Genomic DNA, 17,009 nt, shown 5'->3' on the forward strand with positions numbered 1-17,009 from the left:
TTAGGGCTGCTTTTCTTATGTACCAATAGTAAGCTGTTGCTCTGAACTCGCATAAAGTTTATGAAATGAGCCTACAAACTGGAAAGGTGTTTTCATCCAATGTGATTTAATTCCTCTATATAACGACAATTGAATAAAAATGTAGGAGGAATTAATTTGCGTTCAAAAGCCTTTCGTTATCTATGGGTCGGACAGTCCTTTGCAAATGCTGGTGATGTTCTATATATTGTGGCATTAATTGCTGCCATTTATCAAACAACTGGATCAGCATTTCAGATGACATTAGTCCCTTTTGTTATTACCTTTTCTAAATTTATCAGCAGTGTAATTGCTCCGATATTACTGGATCGATACACATTAAAACATTTATTGGCAACCTCACAGGCATTAAAAACTGTTTTAATGCTTTGTTTATTTTTAGTCGTATTAAAAAGCATTCCATTCATTTGGATAGTCTTTTTATTAGCTGCTTTCATTGCTTTTTTAGACGGATGGGCGCTTCCTGCCTCCAATGCCCTTGTTCCATCCATTGTTAAAAGAGAAGAATTGATGAAAACAAACGGATTTTTATCAACCTTAGAGCAATCGATACAATTCACCGGATGGGCAGCAGGAGGTATTGTCACTGCAATCATTCAGCCGGCGGGCACATTAGGAATGACAACGCTTTTCTATATGATTAGCACATTTTTTATGTATAGTATCCCTTTTTATAATGAAAAATATAAAGGGAAATCAAGTCCGCAAAGTATTACGAAATATATCGAGCAGCTCTCAGCAGGTTGGAAGGAATTGTGGAGCAATAAAATACTTCGGCAAATTCAGCTGATAAGCTGGGTGGAAACAATAGCGAGCGTTGTCTGGATAGCTGCCATCATGTACTTGTTTGTTCAAAAGCAGTTGCATGTTGGAGAAGAATGGTGGGGTTTTATCAATAGTGCTTTTATCGCAGGGCTAATTATTGCAAGCGTACTTTTGCTGAAATTTCATGGTTTTTACCGCATTTATCAAGCGAAAATATTGATCATATGCAGTATATGTACTGCTTGTGCAACATTTGCATTTGGAATAAATGATATTCCCGTACTTGCACTCGCATTATCTTTTGTTTTCGGTCTCTTTGACCAGCAAAAGGCAGTGATATTACAGACGTTAATCCAAACAAAAACGGATGTGGAACGATTACCAAAGGTATATTCTGCTCAAGGAGCCATTACTACATTTACATTTGGAATTGTATCGCTGCTCTCAGGTACTGTTGTCGAGGTAGTTGGTGTCCGAAATATTTATATTATCGCCTCTATTCTACTGTTCATAAGTGTTTTTCCGGTATATTTATTAAGGAAAAATATATAAAAAGGTTGTTATCGTATATTACTTTTCGTTTATTGTTCTCCATGAATTCGGGCATCTTTTCTTAAGATAATTATTTATTCTTCACTAATATAAGGATGGATAAATGTTTTTTACCAATAGCACATGGGTTATAGAAAAGAGCCTAAAAAAAGCGAACTGATTGGCTAAAACCACTCAGTTCGCTATTTTTTTGTTAAGAATGCGGAAAAATATATAATTCCGGATGCAAAAAATAATCCCATATTTAACATCATCCAGCTTAAGGAAATATCAATGTCGAGTGTAGCCTTTTTGGAAACAATCAAATAAATAATCTCCGAAATTACCGCAATCAGAAAGGCAACTCCAAAAGGCAGAAATTTCTTTGCATGATTTTCCTTAAATAATTTAATGGAATAACGTGAACCAATTACGGTCCCGACAATAAGTATGATTAAAACAACTATATAAAGCCACCACATCTATTTTCAACCTCCTACCTAATACTAGCATACATTATACCAATGGATAATGATAAATTAGGAAAGTTAATAATTGTACTACATGATTTCCGCTGTTTTTTCATACATTGTTGTAAGAGCATAATCCTTATAACGATGTTGGTGAAAGGGGAGACGTGGATGAATCCGGAAGAAAAGAAAGCTTTAGAAAAAGCAATATCGGAAATAACAGAGATAGCAAGTGGTTTTGGCCTGGATTTTTATCCGATGCGCTATGAAATATGTCCAGCAGATATTATCTACACATTTGGTGCTTATGGAATGCCAACACGCTTTTCCCATTGGAGTTTTGGAAAGCAGTTTTTTAAAATGAAGCTACATTATGATTTAGGTCTCAGCAAAATATACGAGCTTGTTATTAATTCCAATCCTTGTTATGCTTTTTTGCTTGACTCCAATTCATTAATTCAAAATAAGCTTATTGTCGCTCATGTTCTGGCGCATTGTGACTTTTTTAAAAATAATATACGTTTTCGAAATACAAAGCGGGATATGGTTGAAAGTATGGCGGCCACTGCTGAACGAATTCGCGCATATGAGATAAGATACGGCAAAGGAGAGGTAGAAACTTTTATTGATGCCGTTTTGTCCATTGAAGAGCATATTGATCCCTCCTTAATGAGACCAACCTTATCTTGGAGTACCGAGGAGGATGAATGGGAGGAGGAAGAGCGTCCAGCTTCAACACCTTATGATGATTTATGGTCCATTGATGACCGAAATAAAAATACAATAAAGAAAAAGAAGAAAAAGAATTTCCCGCCGCAGCCTGAAAAGGACATTATGCTATTTATTGAACAATATAGCCGCGAGCTGACGGATTGGCAACGGGATATTATGACGATGATTCGTGAGGAAATGCTCTATTTCTGGCCGCAGCTGGAAACTAAAATCATGAATGAAGGCTGGGCTTCGTATCGCATAGGTGTTAAAATAACCAGATTTAAGACAAATTATTTATAAAGAATATTTTGACCCATATTTTTGAGAAAGATTTTACGAAAACATGAATAAATAATAGTTAAAGAAAAACTTTAATAACGAGGGGGATAAATTATGAAGTGTTTTGTCTCAGCGTGTTGTTCAAAAAAAGATTGTCAAAATAGGTCGCTTATGAATATAGTGCAAGCTATTTCAGAAGAGTCCGCTAGAATTGAGTTATCAAGATTGAAAACAAGCAAAGCACTAATACAATGTAGGTTATGTGGAGAACCTTTAACTTATTATTTGAATTTTATTGAAGAAGATATTTGCGATTTGGGTATATAAAAAAGGACCCTCAAAAGAGGAATCCTTTTTTATGCCTTACTCCAGGCACAAGTATGTAGTTTACTTCCTAGGGAACCCCCTAGACTAGTAGTAGTACTTGTTTACATTTTATTAGTATATTTAATTTCTGTCAATAGTTTTGTTTACTTTATTTTATTGATTGTAATAATTCATTATAAACATCTTTCTTAACATCTAAACGTACGGTAATAATTTTTCCTTTTTCATCTGTTTGGTCAATCGCATAAGCCATATTCATTATCAATTTTTTTCTTTGAGATTTCGTAAGAGTTGTTTGTTTCCATTTTATTTCATATGTTTCATTAGAATTGTAAAGTTGATACCTAGATATTTTATTTACTTTGTCATAAGTCATTTTTCTAAACGGTCTCCAAAAATGACCAATTTGGGCTTCAAAGTCACTAAATTCAGGTATGTCCTTAACGTTGTTTTCAATTAAATATTGAAAAAGTGATTTATCACTCAGCCAAGTCAATCGAAATCCATCCTCAATCCTAGATAATTGTGGATCATCTAAGAATGCGCTTTCCATTGATGTCCCATTAAAAAAGGCATCCTTTATTATTCTTTTACGGCTTACTGAGGTAATCTGATCTATACAAACTACGTTCTCTTTATAAAGCGGGGGAACAAGCCCAATGTTAAAGAAATATTCTCTTTCTTTTGTTTTCGGTTTCATACTTGTAGTTGGAATAACGACAACTTGATCTCGATTATATAGAGTGTTCCATACAATTGCTAAGTGTTTGTCGTCTGTTTCACTACCTACTCCAGAAAATTTAACTTGAACAATTTGCCCTTTTACTAATGGAGGAATATATTGTGTTGGTGTCTTAGAATTTCCAGATTCATCTTGATCATCTATTCGATCTTTCGTTAAAGTACAATCAATAAAAGAATTTACCCTCCTTAGTAATGTTTCTCGATTTACTATTTCTCTGTTTAAGGTTCTATGATCATCTTCAATTGATGATATTTTCTTCAGAAGAAGTTGGATTTGAGATTCCTTTAATCCATTTAATAGTTTACTGTCGTCTGCTGCGTCATTAATTAACTGAACGATTTCACTATTCTCTTCTAATATTTTTTTTATTTTCTCTTCTAAACTCATTTGCGATTAACCCCCTCCCAATATTATTAAATCATAAAAACAATTTATAGGGAATTTAAGGTTTTAAAATTCAATATAAGTTATAGTTATTTGTTTAGAATGCTAAAGAAAAATACTATCCTAAGATTATATGGATTTTAAATTTTTGGAGCTGGAAGAAACATTTTTGAAATTTTTAAAGGTTAAATCATCCTCCCAGAAGTTATTTCAAAATTTCAAGAAAATGATTCCATGCTTTGAGCTTTAAGTGCCATTCGTTATTCATTTAACTTATTCCGTTGATCAATATGAATATGAAATTTCACTATATATAGTGCGGAAGTGATTAAATAATATCAATATATTGAATTTATACTTGACCAATTCTAACCAATAGAGATATAATCTAGTAGTAAATAACTAGGAACGAACATTCGGTTTCCTGGAGAGGAGAATCTATGACAGATATTTTTTCTGCGAATAACCTTTTGGATGATTTATTGCAACGGATTGGTACAAAGCTTCAAATTAGTAAAACACAACGAGAACTTGCCGAACAAAGATATAATGCAGTTGGAACATGGTTATCAAAAGATGAAATTCTTTTTGGTAATTCAATGATTGAGATTTACCCTCAAGGATCACTAAGCATTAGCACAACGGTAAAACCTTTATCTAAACAAGAGTTCGACCTAGATTTGGTTTGCCAAATTAACCAAAGTTGGCAAGGAAAAGACCCACTGAAACTTTTAGACTCCATTGAAAAACGCCTCAAGGAAAATAAAACATACGAAGGTATGGTTGAAAGGAAAAATCGATGCATTCGATTAAATTATGCAAATGAATTCCATATGGATATTTTGCCAGCACATCCTTTGGACAAATCCTTCAATACAAAAATTAAAGTTCCCGACAGAAAAGCAAAAGAATGGAAAGATAGTAACCCTAAGGGCTATACATCCTGGTTTAATGAGCGATCATCGCAATTTAATGAAGCATTATTTGAAGTAAGAGCAGGAATTGAGCCATTACCAGATGAGGACCATATAGAAAGAAAGGCACCATTAAAACGTGCGGTTCAATTAATGAAACGATACCGTGATATTTATTTTGAGATAGATCCTGATTCAGCACCTATCAGTATTGTCTTAACAACATTAGCAGGAAAGTACTATTCAGGACAAAGTTCAGTGAATGAAACCATTTCACATGTATTGGAATCCATTTTATTCAACCTTCCAAGAGATGGGGGTCGATTAGTGGTTTTAAATCCGACAAATGAGAAAGAAGATTTAAGTGAGCGATGGGATGAAAATCCAGATTTGTATAAATCCTTCTTGAAATTTATTCGCTATTTTAAGAAGAAATGGGATTATGTAAATGAATTAAGCGGCATAAAAGAAATAGCGGAGGAACTTAAAGTAATGTTTGGAGAAAATGTAACAATCGAATCGTTTAAAGATCAAGCTGATTATGTTTCTAAAGTAAGAAAACACAATCGGCTTGCCATAACAGGAATTGGTTCCTTAGTGGCTGCAACAAAAGAAAATCATGCCACTTCTGTAAAGGCGAATACTTTTTATGGCAGCTAAAAGAATACGGTTTAAAAAAATGTATATACCTATCTCCCAACAGATCGTCGCCATGGAAAAACTATTTCCAGACTTCACGGTGGAGTGGAAAAAGAATACCTGTATTTGGACTGGTGAATTGCAACCAACAGAATTAAGCAAAAAATACACAGTTCAAATCACATATTCTTTGGACATGCCTCGCCCAGATGTAATTGTTCTATCTCCACAGGTCCAAAAAAGAGGAAATGAAAACATACCGCATGTCTATCCAGAAAATAAATTATGCTTGTTCAGACCGAAAAAGAAAGAATGGACAAAAGAAAAATTGATTGCTGAAACCATTGTACCGTGGACTTCTCTTTGGCTGTACTATTACGAAATGTGGCATGCAACTGGAGAGTGGTTAGGTGGCGGAGAGCATATTGTTGCCAAGCGTAAAAAAAATAAAATAGCTGCTAAAAAGGTGGAATCTAATGTCTAAAACAAATATTCCTGAAAAAGTGAAAATTAGACTCTGGGGAAAAGCTGCTGGGCGATGCCAGTATGAGGGATGTAATGAACCACTTTGGGTAGATACTTTAACCAAATGGGAATTTAATGCTGCATACATCGCACATATTATTGCTGATAGTCCTAATGGTCCGCGAGGTCATGAAATACTTTCTGAACAATTAGCAAAGGATATTTCAAATCTCATGCTGTTATGCGATAAACATCATAGATTAATTGATAAAGAGGATGTGGAAGGGCATCCTGTCGAGCTTTTAAGAGAAATGAAGAGAAAACATGAAGAAAAAATTGAAATGGTCACATCTATTGGAGAAGATATGAAAAGTTATGTACTATTCTATGGAGCAAATGTAGGTCAGCACTCTTCACCAATACATTGGGATAGAACGGTATCAGCGATGTTACCAACTAAATATCCTGCGGAAAAACCAGCAATCGAATTGAGTTTACGAAATAGTTCCTTTAAAGACAATCAAGAATTATATTGGACTGTTGAAAGTCAACATTTGAGGAGTCAGTTTTCAGATAAAGTTAAAAGACGATTAGAACTAGGAGATATAAATCATTTATCAGTTTTTGCATTGGCGCCACAGCCTTTACTTATTGAGATGGGTTCATTAATTTCTGATATTTGTCCGACAGATGTATATCAATTACTTCGTGAACCAGCTGGATGGAAGTGGCAAAAGGATGCAGAAAGCTTTGATTTTATAGTGGAGGAACCTAATACTATTCATCAAAATGTAGCACTAAATATTTCTTTAAGTGCATCGATAGATAATCATAGAATAATAAAAGTTCTAGGGACAGAAACATCAATCTGGAAAGTTACCATACCAACGCCGTATAATGATTTCTTAAAAAGTAGCGATCAATTAAAGATGTTTCGAATTAGAGTAAGGGAGCTATTAAATAGAATTAAATCGATTCACGGACACGAAAGTGCCATCCATGTTTTTCCTGCAATGCCAGTATCCACAGCAATTGAATTTGGACGGGTTTGGATGCCGAAAGCTGATTTACCACTTATTATTTATGATGAAAATCGAGATTTGGGTGGATTTAAATTTGCATTATCACTTGGTAAACAACATGTTCACTCTTTTTAATGTGTTATTATCTAAATTTCTTAAAGCTAAACTATATAAAAATTATAGTCATCCCGCAATTGGGTTGGCTATTTTTTATGATTACAGAGCTACTCATTTTTGTTCTTTTTTTGCATTTCCCTCATATAGTTACTCAAGTAACGTTATTAGGGGGAAATACAGTTGAGGGAATACAATGTTCACGAAGTCCTTGCCATACTTCAGAAATACTATATAACCGATTCACAGCAGATGGTAACTAGATGGATTCGAGAAGGGAAAATCCGAGCAGTAAGAACTGATAATCGAAAGGATGGCTATCGGGTCGCTGAAGATGATTTATTTGATTTTATAGAAGAGCAAAGACCAGGGCTAGAGATGGTTATGAATGGTTATTATGATCATTACATCAAAGATGTTCGATTAAATTTGTTTAAAGAGGAGAATTCTCCAGTATTATTGGACAAGGACGATGAGGACGAAGATGAAGATGAACAAGCAAGTAATGAGGAGAAAGACACAGAATTAAATGATGTAAAAAGCAAAATCACTGAACTAGAAAATAAGTTCAATATATTACAAAAGTCTTTAAACAAAGTTATCGAACAAAATAAACAAGTTCTGGCTAAAAATGATCACCACCTTGTAGATAAGGAGATGCTAAACCAACTAAATGATAAAATCGATAGGATAACAGAACAAATAAATTATAAAATTGACGGCATAACTGAACAGCTAAATGATAAAATGGAAGAATTTAAAGAACAAATAAAAAACACAAAAGTCAATTCAACAAGCAGTCAAAAAGAAGTTAACATCAATTTAACGTATGACGAGTTTAAAGACCTAAGTAAGGACATTTTATCCGAATTAGACTTCCAGGTAGAGGAAAATAAAAAAGAAGAACACCTTTCTTTGGTTTATAAGCATATTGCAGTCGATAATAAAATAAAAGAAGAGTTTCTTTCAGACGATGGTACCTTTTTTATAACACCTAAAAATAATGAATACAAACAACCAAAACGCTTCATGAAGGATGTTATTCAATATTACCTTGAAAATCTTCAACCACAAACATAAAACCCGCAATGAAAAAAGGATAGCATTCGTTGTTATCCTTTTTCACATTATTCGGTTTTCAGAGAGTGAATAATGAAGTTCTTAAGGTCGGTATTAAATGTTGTATATAATGCATGGATATTTGTTTTTTTGGAATACGCTTTAATATCCTTACCCTTATAAAAAGCAATTGCTTCCTTCTTTCTATAATAGAGCTTTAGATGCTCATTGTTACTGCCGAAAAAACTTGTTGTAGGAATAGAGCGCGAATGACAATAAAATAATGGTTTTGGAATGTTCACTCCATATGGTTCAAGAAAATTTACATTTTCATATAGCTCATTTGAAAAGTGATGAACATCCATTTTGCATATGTAATGGATGACAGGTTTCATTAACACTTCAGAATTTGAAGCCTCCTGAATGCTATTTCGGAAACTGATTATCGTATCTTCCTTTGGTTCAATCGATAGACCTGCCGCTGCCTGATGTCCTCCGTATTTTAGCAGATGCTGGGATGAATTACGGATAACATTAATAATGGAGAAGTTCGTTCCGTTTACGCTTCTAGCTGAACCCGTTCCATTTTTAGAAATCACAATAGAAGGTTTTTTATACTTCTCTGTAATCTTCGCAGCAATAATTCCGATAATACCATTATGAAAATCATCAAATACCACTATTACTTTATCCTTATGAAGTTGAAAACCGCTTATTTGCTTTTCGGCTAAAGTAAATTGCTGTGTTGTTAATGCCTTCCGTTTTTCATTTAACTGTATAAAGGATTTAATTTGGGAATCATTCACATCTTCATTAGTTAGCAAGTTAACCGCAAGATTTGGATTACCAATACGACCGCAGGAGTTGAAAATCGGTCCCAATGTAAATCCGATTGTAGAACTATCCACCTGTTTCACAAACGATTTTTCAAAGACTTTTTTAAAAACAGGGTTTGGATTCAGGTTCATTTTTTTAATTCCGAGTTTACAAATAGTTCGGTTCTCATCTGTAATGGGCATTAAATCGGCAATGGTTCCTAGTGTTGCTAATTCGATGTAGGAATAAAAGTGATCGTCAAATTCTCTATTCGCAGCAAAATAAAGGGCTTGTACCACTTTTAAGGCAACGCCTGCTCCAGAAAGAGAAGAAAAAGGGTAGGTGGTATCATGGCGTTTCGGATTAATAAAAGCATAGCAATTCGGATAAGGTCCCAATACCTCATGATGGTCCGTAACAATGACATCGATCCCTTTTTCTTTTGCTACTTTCATTGCCTCATGAGAGCTTGTCCCATTATCCACCGTAATGATAAGGGAAATACCTTCTTTCACCTGCTTCATTGCTTGTCCTGACAGACCATAGCCTTCTGACCTTAGGGGTAATCGATAAGAAACGTTGCCGTTAAAATGCTTTAGGGCTAGATACAATAATGATGTCGATGTCATGCCGTCACAGTCGTAATCACCAAATATCAGGATTTTTTCTTTTTGCCTGATGGCTTTAATGATCCGTATGATGGCTTTCTTCATATCGTTCAATAAAAATGGATCATGAAGATCTCTTGAAAGATCGGGATAAAAAAATTTTTGAACCTTTTCTTCATTATCGTATCCATGAAAAAATAAATAGTGTCCCAGCATCGGGTCAATATTATATTGTCTCGATACATACATGATGTATGGATATTTTGGGTGCTGCTCAATGGATGAATCGAATGGGAGCCAACTAGGATTCATAATTAACTCCTTCTTTATAAAACCATATATACTTTTCACCATTATAATGGGATAGGGAGTAATCCAAATCCATGGTACCGTCTGTCTCATAATACATTTGATAATAGGGTAGAAGATTTTGTAGTGTGATTTCTTTTCCCATCCAGCGTTTGTACTGGCAGGTGGGAATGGGAAAGGCATTCTGATAGGTAATGCTCCCTTTTGTGGCATGAAAGTAAAATTCAAATGGTTGGTCGTATGGCAGCTTACTCATGTTTTCCCGATAAAAAATATCACCTGATTTTTTTCTCCTAATGAATAACAGTTTTATTTTCAATACGTTATCAAAACAGCCCGTATCCATTATTTCTTTAAGGGATATTTCTTTCACTGGACTCACCTCTAAGATGGTATTTGCAAAACAATTTCAATATCTTTTTCTTCAAACAAAATGACTTTATCCACTAATGTTCGAACAAGCGACTTTGCCTCTACAACTGGAAGAGTATTAACGGCGTCGATGACCGACTGAAATTTATTGGTTAGTTTTTCTTGAAGTTCAGAAGTATTAATAGATGTCGTAGTACTTAAGTTTTCCGTTTCTTTTACAATTCTCTCCATTCTTTCCTTTTCTTCTTGTAAGTCTTTTATTTCAATTAACCCCGCTGTGTAAGCCTCCACTTTTCGTTTGTAACGATTTTTGGCGGAATGTATCTGTTGCTGGATTTCGTGTTTCTGTTCATTCTGGATTTGGTCCACAATAAGGTAAACATAGGATTGATCGACTGCATTAGAAAGCTTTAGTAATCCTTGTTTAAACCAATGTTCAACGTCAGATGCATTGTACGATTTACTTGTACACGTTCCTTTATTTTTATTAGCAGAACATCGGTACACTCGTTTTCGATTATTTTTGGATCCCGACCAACTAATACTCATCCCTGCCCCACATAGTCCGCATTTTAATATGCCTCCCAATAAATGTGGGCTTGTTTTAGCCCTTGAGTGAACAGGTTTTCGGTCCATCGTTTTTTGAACGGCATTCCATGTATTTTCATCAATAATGGATGCATGTGCGTCTTCAACTATCACCCAATCATCCACATCCTTTTCAACCTGTTTTTTTTGACTTCTGTCCACACGGTTCCATACCAGTGTTCCTTTATAGACGGGATTGGTCAGCATCAATTTAATGGCGCGGATGGACCATTCCTTTTTTTGCTTGGAAGGAATCCCTTCTTCATTTAACAGTTTTGCGATGGAGTAAAAACCGAGACCATTATGTAGATATAAGTCAAAAACCCTCTTTACGATTTTGGACTCCGTTTCATTTATCACTAGCACTTTATTGATCAAATCATATCCGTATGGACTTTGTGTGAGCCACTTGCCATGATTAGCCCCGTGCAGCATATTTTCAAATACACGTTCTCGAATTCGTTCCCGTTCAAATTCTGCGACAGCCCCCAATACCTGAAGGGTGAGACGTCCTGATGGAGTATGTGTATCAAATGATTCACTGATGGATATAAAAGACACCTTATAATCCTCAAATAAATCAATGATTTCGAGTAAATGTTTTAATCGGCGACTCATTCGATCAAGTTTTGTCACTAAAACTTTTGAAATAACACCCTTTTTGACTAATGATAAAAGTTTAATGAGCTGAGGACGGTCCATGTTTTTGGCAGAATAACCATCTTCCACGAAAACAATGGGATCCTCACTCCATCCCATGGCTCGACAATAGGACGTTAATCTCTCTTGTTGTTCGTCTAATGAAACTCCTTCTCTTGCCTGTTCATCTGTCGATACACGACAATATAATGCGATCGATCGGGTGCCCTCGTTCAAACGGTCATTCATACATTTTCCTCCAAGATTGTTTGTCTATATATATGAAAAAAGAGAGAAAAACATGAAAAATAACAGGGTTGTCCATCCCTAATCCATGCATAGAAATGAACGAGGAGGGATTGGATGGACAACTTAAAAGTAAGATTCAGGTTTGGCGACACTTCCTTTCATGAAATCTCCGATTTAACAGAACAAAAACAAGAGAAAATAAAAAACATCTTTTTGCATTGGGAGAAAAAAATGAGACTCCAATCCGCAATCCATTCCTTAAATCAGGAGTTAAGCTTAGACTCCAGCAAAGTGGTAAAAGTCTCGGTGGGAACAAAAGAGAGTCCAACCATTAATGGTTAGACTCTCCATTTTTTTTGTATCGTATTCACAATTATAAACAGTGTGTTTACCAAAATGAATAAAATGTAATATTTTGGTCATAATAACAATAGATTTACTTTTTATCATTCTTCAAAAGAATCTCCAAGCCTTTTTCAAAAGTCGAAAGGAGGTAATTCGCACCTTCAGGATTTCTTAATTCTAACTCATTTAATTTTTTCTTAGCATGACTTATTCTTGTGTCGATTTCGTCGGAGACATCAATTTCAATTGGCAAGAGGTGAAGTTCAGCTTGCAGTTTTTCCAAAAGAGACAACTGGATTGTGTCCGTTTTTCCCGTCTCTAAATTGCTGAGGTATCCAGGCGATACATCCAACTTTTCAGCGAATGCATTCAAACTGATTCCTTTGCTGGTACGTAAAGAGCGTATTCGTTGACCGATATTTTGAAGCATGCTGTTCCCCCACATCTTTATTGGTTTCTTTACTTTTATATGAAGTTGAATTTTTGTCCTATGAATGTGTTATTTGTCCTTATTTCTATATTTCAGGTTGAAATTCCTTCTAATTTTCTCTAAATGAAAAACTTAGTCCCCGATTTAAACTGACAAAAATTTTACTAAAGGAGATTTTAAAATGACCCAAAAAACGCTGAAGACTATTTCTATCAGTTACGTACATGATCCTGATGCCGCAAAGAAGTGGGGGAAACTATATTTTGATTTATTGTTAGAGCAAATGAAAAAGGACAAGAATTCAAACGCATGTGAATACAATGGAAATGGATAGGAGTGAATAGGAGGGGGGAAAACCTTGAAAACAGTGGCGTACTACCGAAATTCCATCAGTAAAGAAAAACAAAAGCTATCCATTGAAATGCAAAAAGATCATGTGAAAAAACTGGCTAGAGCTAAAAATTTACTGATTGATGAGGAGTATTCGGATGATGAGACATCTGCTAGAAAAACAAAACTAACTGAAAGAGAACAGTTGACTCGTTTATTACATGATATAGAAAAAGGAAAAGTCGAAACCCTGATTGTGTATAGTCGATGCCGACTAGCCCGAAACGTTCATCAGTATATGCAGGTTTACGCTACATTAAAAGATAAAGAAATTGAGGTGCTTTTTGCAGGGGATCATGAATTTCCTATGCTATACACAGAAGAAGGTGAATTGATCGAACGGATTATGGCAGCCTTTAACCAACATGAAGCAGATAACTTGGTGAAAAAACTTAAAGATGCAAAACGTACGAAGGCAAGAAAAGGACTGCATGCGGTAGGTCCTGTTTTGGCTATAAACCAGATCCAGATAAAGACGGTGACTGGCTAATCAAAACGGATGAGGCAAAGGTCATTTATGAGGTGTATGAATTATTTCGAAATGAAGATTTTGACAGTGTAAATCAATTTGTAGAGCAAATAAATGAAAGGGGATATAGATATAGAGACAATAAAGATTGGACTTACGGGAATGTCCGAAATCTCTTGAAAAGCCCGATTTATAGGGGAAGACGAAAATACAAAGACGATGTGGAGGAGATAGACGTTCCTGTCCCTCATTTAAGAATCGTGGAAGAACAGCATTGGGAGGAGGTACAAAACAAGTTATTAATGTTTACACGTGGATCATCTGAAGAGGAAGAGGAGGAAGAAATGTTTTTTCTTCTGAAAGGATTGATTCAATGTAACGAATGCCAACAGTTATTAAAATCAAAAAAAACAAAAAGGAAGAATAAAAAGATAGGGATTTACCAATGCGAGAAGCATACAAAAATAAAGTTTGATCGGGAATTGCTTGAAGAAATGATAGTTCAGAAGGCATATGCATTTTTTGATGAAATTTTGTCTCCTGTCTTTAAACAATTTCTAAAGGAAACTGCTGATAAACAGGCGAAAAACTTTGAAGAAATTGAAAGAAAACTAGAACGTTTGACTGCTGAACTGAAAGCAAAAATAGGAAATGAATATGATTCGATTATTAATGTAAAGGATGCATCAGAATTATCGAATGAGATTAAAGAGCTTCTTGAAGAACTGGAATACATCTCAGAGAGACAAGAACGCTTCAAAGACAAATGGTTTGACTCCGCGGAAACACTTAAAGAATTGAATGAATTTCATGAGGAATTTTCAGATTCCATTCAAATCATTCAACCTGATATGCGGAAGGATCTGATACAGGATTTACTGAAAGATATTATTCAAGGAATCTATGCCCATAGCGAATCGGAAATAACAGTGATTATGAAACATCCACATATTGAAGGAGTAGGAGGGCGAGAGGTTATTGAGCTTAAGTAATATCATTCAACCTAATATGAAAGCAGTTTTTTATGGAAGACATTCGACCGATAAACAAAATATGGATACGCAGCTCAGAAGTGCTTATGATTTTGCTGAGAAATATCAATGTGAAATTATCAAGGAATATCTGGATGAAGCTGTTTCATCAAGAAAAAAGGAACGAAGGCAACTTGAAACATTACTGAAAGATGCCCATGAGAAAAAATTTGATTTTATTATTATCTACGCCCATTCCCGACTTGCACGTATTCCTGAAGAACACGACGTTCTTCGGATAGCCATGAGCGCATTAGGTATTCATATTGTAGAAAGCAGTTCGGAAACCCTATACAATTACGGAGATATTGTTTATTCATCTATTAAAGATGCTTTAGCAAAGTATGAACTTGATAAACTAAGAAAGGTAACGAAAGATGCTATATCCACCTTATTAGGACAAGGATTGTGGACAGGAGGGAGAGCTCCATTCGGGTATAAGTATCATAAAAAATTAAGAAAAACGGGAAAAAGGGATAACACTGCTGAGATTATGGAATTCACAAAAAGTGTAGATATATCCGAGGAAGTATCCAATGCCATCCAAAATGGTCGTTTTGAGCGTATTGAAGATGAATTGATTTTGGTGGACGATATATTTTCCTTTTACAAACAAGGATATGGTTTTCGCCAAATAGCAGAAATGATGCCAAAGGCAAGTCACCGCGGAAAGGATTGGAATCATGATTTGGTCAAACAAGTCATAATCAATCCATTTTACGCGGGATATATTGCCATTCGTAAACGAAAAACCAACGCTAAAAATACCCTCAACAAACGGGATGATTGGAAAATGAACAAATGTCCTCTCATTGATCCTGTGATCACTTTTAGTGAATGGGAAGAGTGTTTCCAATTATATGAAAAAAGAAAAGAAAAGGCACTTCCACCCAATTATTTTAAGACTAGCTTTTTAGTAAATAACCTTTTATACTGTGAAGCTTGCAAACAATTTTTCAAGGGAAAAGATCAAAGATCTAAGGGATATGGTTGTCTGGTTTATGTATGTTCCTGTAAAAAAGAAAAAGGAAAAAGAAGAATTAAAGCTGACGATATTCATCTTGAGGTCATACAAAAAATGTTTCAATTACAAAAAAAAAGCAACCAGGAAATAACTGACATTATTAAAGAGAAGATCCGTGTAGAATGTGAAAATTTAGAAGAGAAAATGAAGGTAATTTCCAAAGCTTTGGAGAGGGAAGAACTAAAGCTTTTTACAATCAATGCTAAAATTCAAAAATTATTTTTGACTAATGGAGATGAAACACTGATTAAAATTTTATCCATTGGGAAAGAAGCACTGACCAACTCCATAGGAGAAAAATCAAACCAAATAACTGAATTACAAAAAACAGCACAGTTGTTACGGGATATTGATGGAGACCCTCGATATATAGATGAAAAAATTATGGATTTTAATCAGTTTATAAGCCTACCAGATATTCGATTAAGGCGTATGTACTTATACTTTATTGAAAGTATAAGTGTAGATGCATTTGGAAACTTAAAATTTACTTTTCGTATGAATTTGGAAAAATAAAAACTAGACCAATAGATTTCGGTCTAGTTTTTTCTTTGAGAATAATTATAGGATTACATAATTAAATTATTTTTGACTGAAAAAAATAAAATATTGAAATGAAATTTATTATTTCTCGGTTATTTGGTTAATTTTTTATTTGCTTCTCGGTTTTTGTATAGGGTATCGATCGATACCCTAAGCAAAAACCGAGAGGGAGAAGGCTGATATACCGCCGTTAAAGGGTTTTCTAAAATTTGTAATATGCTAAAAAATGGTATATCGGTTCTTAGGTTACTTTTGTAAATTTACCTCGGTTATTTGAACATAGTAATTTTACTTGAATAATCATACTCATGTAAATTTATCTTTAAATTGTTATAAAAGTAATATTATATTTATAAATTTACTTTAGTAATTATATGAAGGTAAAAACACTTTCCTACTTATATTTTCAAACTTCTATTTTGGTAGAATATCGGCACCAATTACTAAATTGGTGATTTTCTCAGGTAATGAATGATAACAGAAATACGGCTCGTTAACAGTTCCATAAACTGCGGTAAAATGTCACTTTCTTTTTTTACGGTGATTGACTTCCTATCGCTTTGAAGACGGTTATGATTTTCATTTCACTCTTCACTGCCATTTTTGAGATTTTCCTCAACTATCCCTTTGCCGAAAAAACTTAGTCACGTAAAGGGATTGTCCCATATGTATCAGGCTTTCCCAACTCTTTTTAGTAAAAGAATTTTATTCTTCGAATACTTGGTTGGG

16 protein-coding genes and 1 pseudogene are annotated in these 17,009 nt (G+C 34.6%); 11 read left to right on the plus strand and 6 right to left on the minus strand.

The annotated features are described in order from the left end of the window. Window positions 1–156 precede the first annotated feature (156 nt). Window positions 157–1,356, plus strand: a complete 1,200-nt coding sequence (locus KHA87_RS00820) for an MFS transporter (protein ID WP_213092232.1) — start codon at window positions 157–159, stop codon at window positions 1,354–1,356. A 182-nt stretch (window positions 1,357–1,538) separates the two neighbouring features. On the opposite strand, the gene KHA87_RS00825 is transcribed toward KHA87_RS00820, so the two are convergent. After that, window positions 1,539–1,817 carry a hypothetical protein gene (locus tag KHA87_RS00825; RefSeq protein ID WP_213092233.1) on the minus strand — a complete coding sequence of 93 codons (279 nt, stop codon included), beginning with the start codon at window positions 1,815–1,817 and terminating at the stop codon, window positions 1,539–1,541. A gap of 159 nt (window positions 1,818–1,976) precedes the next feature. Between KHA87_RS00825 and KHA87_RS00830 the strand changes: the two are divergent. Next, window positions 1,977–2,774 (plus strand): annotated as a pseudogene (locus KHA87_RS00830) (SpoVR family protein); the annotation flags it as partial. A 499-nt stretch (window positions 2,775–3,273) separates the two neighbouring features. Here the strand turns inward: KHA87_RS00830 and KHA87_RS00835 are convergent. Next, a complete protein-coding gene (locus KHA87_RS00835) occupies window positions 3,274–4,257 on the minus strand; it encodes a type II toxin-antitoxin system PemK/MazF family toxin (RefSeq protein WP_213092234.1) in 984 nt (327 codons plus the stop codon). Between the two features lie 437 nt (window positions 4,258–4,694). On the opposite strand from KHA87_RS00835, the gene KHA87_RS00840 reads away from it, so the two are divergent. From KHA87_RS00840 to KHA87_RS00855, 4 genes are all read left to right on the plus strand, one after another. Beyond that, on the plus strand, window positions 4,695–5,828 hold the full coding sequence (locus KHA87_RS00840) for a nucleotidyltransferase domain-containing protein (protein WP_213092235.1): 1,134 nt from the start codon (window positions 4,695–4,697) through the stop codon (window positions 5,826–5,828). Beyond that, the gene (locus tag KHA87_RS00845) at window positions 5,818–6,291 is read left to right on the plus strand and encodes a type II CBASS E2 protein (protein WP_213092236.1); all 474 of its coding nucleotides are present in this window, start codon (window positions 5,818–5,820) and stop codon (window positions 6,289–6,291) included. Before KHA87_RS00840 ends, KHA87_RS00845 begins: the two co-directional genes overlap by 11 nt. Continuing rightward, window positions 6,284–7,429, plus strand: a complete 1,146-nt coding sequence (locus KHA87_RS00850) for an SAVED domain-containing protein (RefSeq protein WP_213092237.1) — start codon at window positions 6,284–6,286, stop codon at window positions 7,427–7,429. The genes KHA87_RS00845 and KHA87_RS00850 overlap by 8 nt, the downstream gene beginning before the upstream one ends. A 162-nt stretch (window positions 7,430–7,591) precedes the next feature. Next, on the plus strand, window positions 7,592–8,488 hold the full coding sequence (locus KHA87_RS00855; protein WP_213092238.1) for a MerR family transcriptional regulator: 897 nt from the start codon (window positions 7,592–7,594) through the stop codon (window positions 8,486–8,488). A 47-nt stretch (window positions 8,489–8,535) separates the two neighbouring features. Here the strand turns inward: KHA87_RS00855 and recJ are convergent, their stop codons facing one another. The 3 genes from recJ to KHA87_RS00870 are packed head-to-tail and all read right to left on the minus strand — an operon-like array spanning window position 8,536 to window position 12,048. Then, complete coding sequence (gene recJ / locus KHA87_RS00860) at window positions 8,536–10,203, minus strand: single-stranded-DNA-specific exonuclease RecJ (RefSeq protein WP_213092239.1); 1,668 nt, start codon at window positions 10,201–10,203, stop codon at window positions 8,536–8,538. After that, on the minus strand, window positions 10,193–10,573 hold the full coding sequence (locus tag KHA87_RS00865) for a hypothetical protein (RefSeq protein ID WP_213092240.1): 381 nt from the start codon (window positions 10,571–10,573) through the stop codon (window positions 10,193–10,195). Before KHA87_RS00865 ends, recJ begins: the two co-directional genes overlap by 11 nt. An 11-nt stretch (window positions 10,574–10,584) precedes the next feature. Beyond that, window positions 10,585–12,048, minus strand: coding sequence for a recombinase family protein (locus tag KHA87_RS00870; protein WP_213092241.1), 1,464 nt, complete (start codon window positions 12,046–12,048; stop codon window positions 10,585–10,587). 114 nt (window positions 12,049–12,162) lie between these two features. On the opposite strand from KHA87_RS00870, the gene KHA87_RS00875 reads away from it, so the two are divergent. Beyond that, window positions 12,163–12,390, plus strand: a complete 228-nt coding sequence (locus KHA87_RS00875) for a hypothetical protein (protein ID WP_213092242.1) — start codon at window positions 12,163–12,165, stop codon at window positions 12,388–12,390. A gap of 94 nt (window positions 12,391–12,484) precedes the next feature. Here the strand turns inward: KHA87_RS00875 and KHA87_RS00880 are convergent, their stop codons facing one another. Continuing rightward, complete coding sequence (locus KHA87_RS00880) at window positions 12,485–12,823, minus strand: helix-turn-helix domain-containing protein (protein WP_213092243.1); 339 nt, start codon at window positions 12,821–12,823, stop codon at window positions 12,485–12,487. A gap of 181 nt (window positions 12,824–13,004) precedes the next feature. Here KHA87_RS00880 and KHA87_RS00885 point away from each other — a divergent pair, with 181 nt between their 5' ends. The 4 genes from KHA87_RS00885 to KHA87_RS00900 are packed head-to-tail and all read left to right on the plus strand — an operon-like array spanning window position 13,005 to window position 16,253. Continuing rightward, the gene (locus KHA87_RS00885; protein WP_213092244.1) at window positions 13,005–13,157 is read left to right on the plus strand and encodes a hypothetical protein; all 153 of its coding nucleotides are present in this window, start codon (window positions 13,005–13,007) and stop codon (window positions 13,155–13,157) included. Between the two features lie 33 nt (window positions 13,158–13,190). After that, window positions 13,191–13,703 (plus strand): recombinase family protein, encoded by a 513-nt coding sequence (locus KHA87_RS00890; RefSeq protein WP_349305572.1) that lies wholly within the window; start codon window positions 13,191–13,193, stop codon window positions 13,701–13,703. Continuing rightward, a complete protein-coding gene (locus tag KHA87_RS00895) occupies window positions 13,703–14,674 on the plus strand; it encodes a recombinase family protein (protein WP_349305573.1) in 972 nt (323 codons plus the stop codon). Before KHA87_RS00890 ends, KHA87_RS00895 begins: the two co-directional genes overlap by 1 nt. Continuing rightward, complete coding sequence (locus KHA87_RS00900) at window positions 14,661–16,253, plus strand: recombinase family protein (RefSeq protein WP_213092247.1); 1,593 nt, start codon at window positions 14,661–14,663, stop codon at window positions 16,251–16,253. The genes KHA87_RS00895 and KHA87_RS00900 overlap by 14 nt, the downstream gene beginning before the upstream one ends. The last annotated feature ends 756 nt before the right edge of the window (window positions 16,254–17,009 follow it).

It is taken from the genome of Bacillus sp. FJAT-49736, assembly GCF_018343615.1.
In the GTDB taxonomy this organism is placed as follows: domain Bacteria; phylum Bacillota; class Bacilli; order Bacillales; family Bacillaceae_C; genus Margalitia.

Excerpts from the sequence above, each read along its gene's own strand:
- KHA87_RS00840 (WP_213092235.1), top strand. The coding sequence starts at position 4,695 with ATGACAGATATTTTTTCTGCGAATAACCTTTTGGATGATTTATTGCAA.
- KHA87_RS00825 (WP_213092233.1), bottom strand. The coding sequence starts at position 1,817 with ATGTGGTGGCTTTATATAGTTGTTTTAATCATACTTATTGTCGGGACC.
- KHA87_RS00845 (WP_213092236.1), top strand. The coding sequence starts at position 5,818 with ATGGCAGCTAAAAGAATACGGTTTAAAAAAATGTATATACCTATCTCC.
- recJ (WP_213092239.1), bottom strand. The coding sequence starts at position 10,203 with ATGAATCCTAGTTGGCTCCCATTCGATTCATCCATTGAGCAGCACCCA.
- KHA87_RS00870 (WP_213092241.1), bottom strand. The coding sequence starts at position 12,048 with ATGAATGACCGTTTGAACGAGGGCACCCGATCGATCGCATTATATTGT.
- KHA87_RS00875 (WP_213092242.1), top strand. The coding sequence starts at position 12,163 with ATGGACAACTTAAAAGTAAGATTCAGGTTTGGCGACACTTCCTTTCAT.
- KHA87_RS00885 (WP_213092244.1), top strand. The coding sequence starts at position 13,005 with ATGACCCAAAAAACGCTGAAGACTATTTCTATCAGTTACGTACATGAT.
- KHA87_RS00880 (WP_213092243.1), bottom strand. The coding sequence starts at position 12,823 with ATGCTTCAAAATATCGGTCAACGAATACGCTCTTTACGTACCAGCAAA.
- KHA87_RS00850 (WP_213092237.1), top strand. The coding sequence starts at position 6,284 with ATGTCTAAAACAAATATTCCTGAAAAAGTGAAAATTAGACTCTGGGGA.
- KHA87_RS00835 (WP_213092234.1), bottom strand. The coding sequence starts at position 4,257 with ATGAGTTTAGAAGAGAAAATAAAAAAAATATTAGAAGAGAATAGTGAA.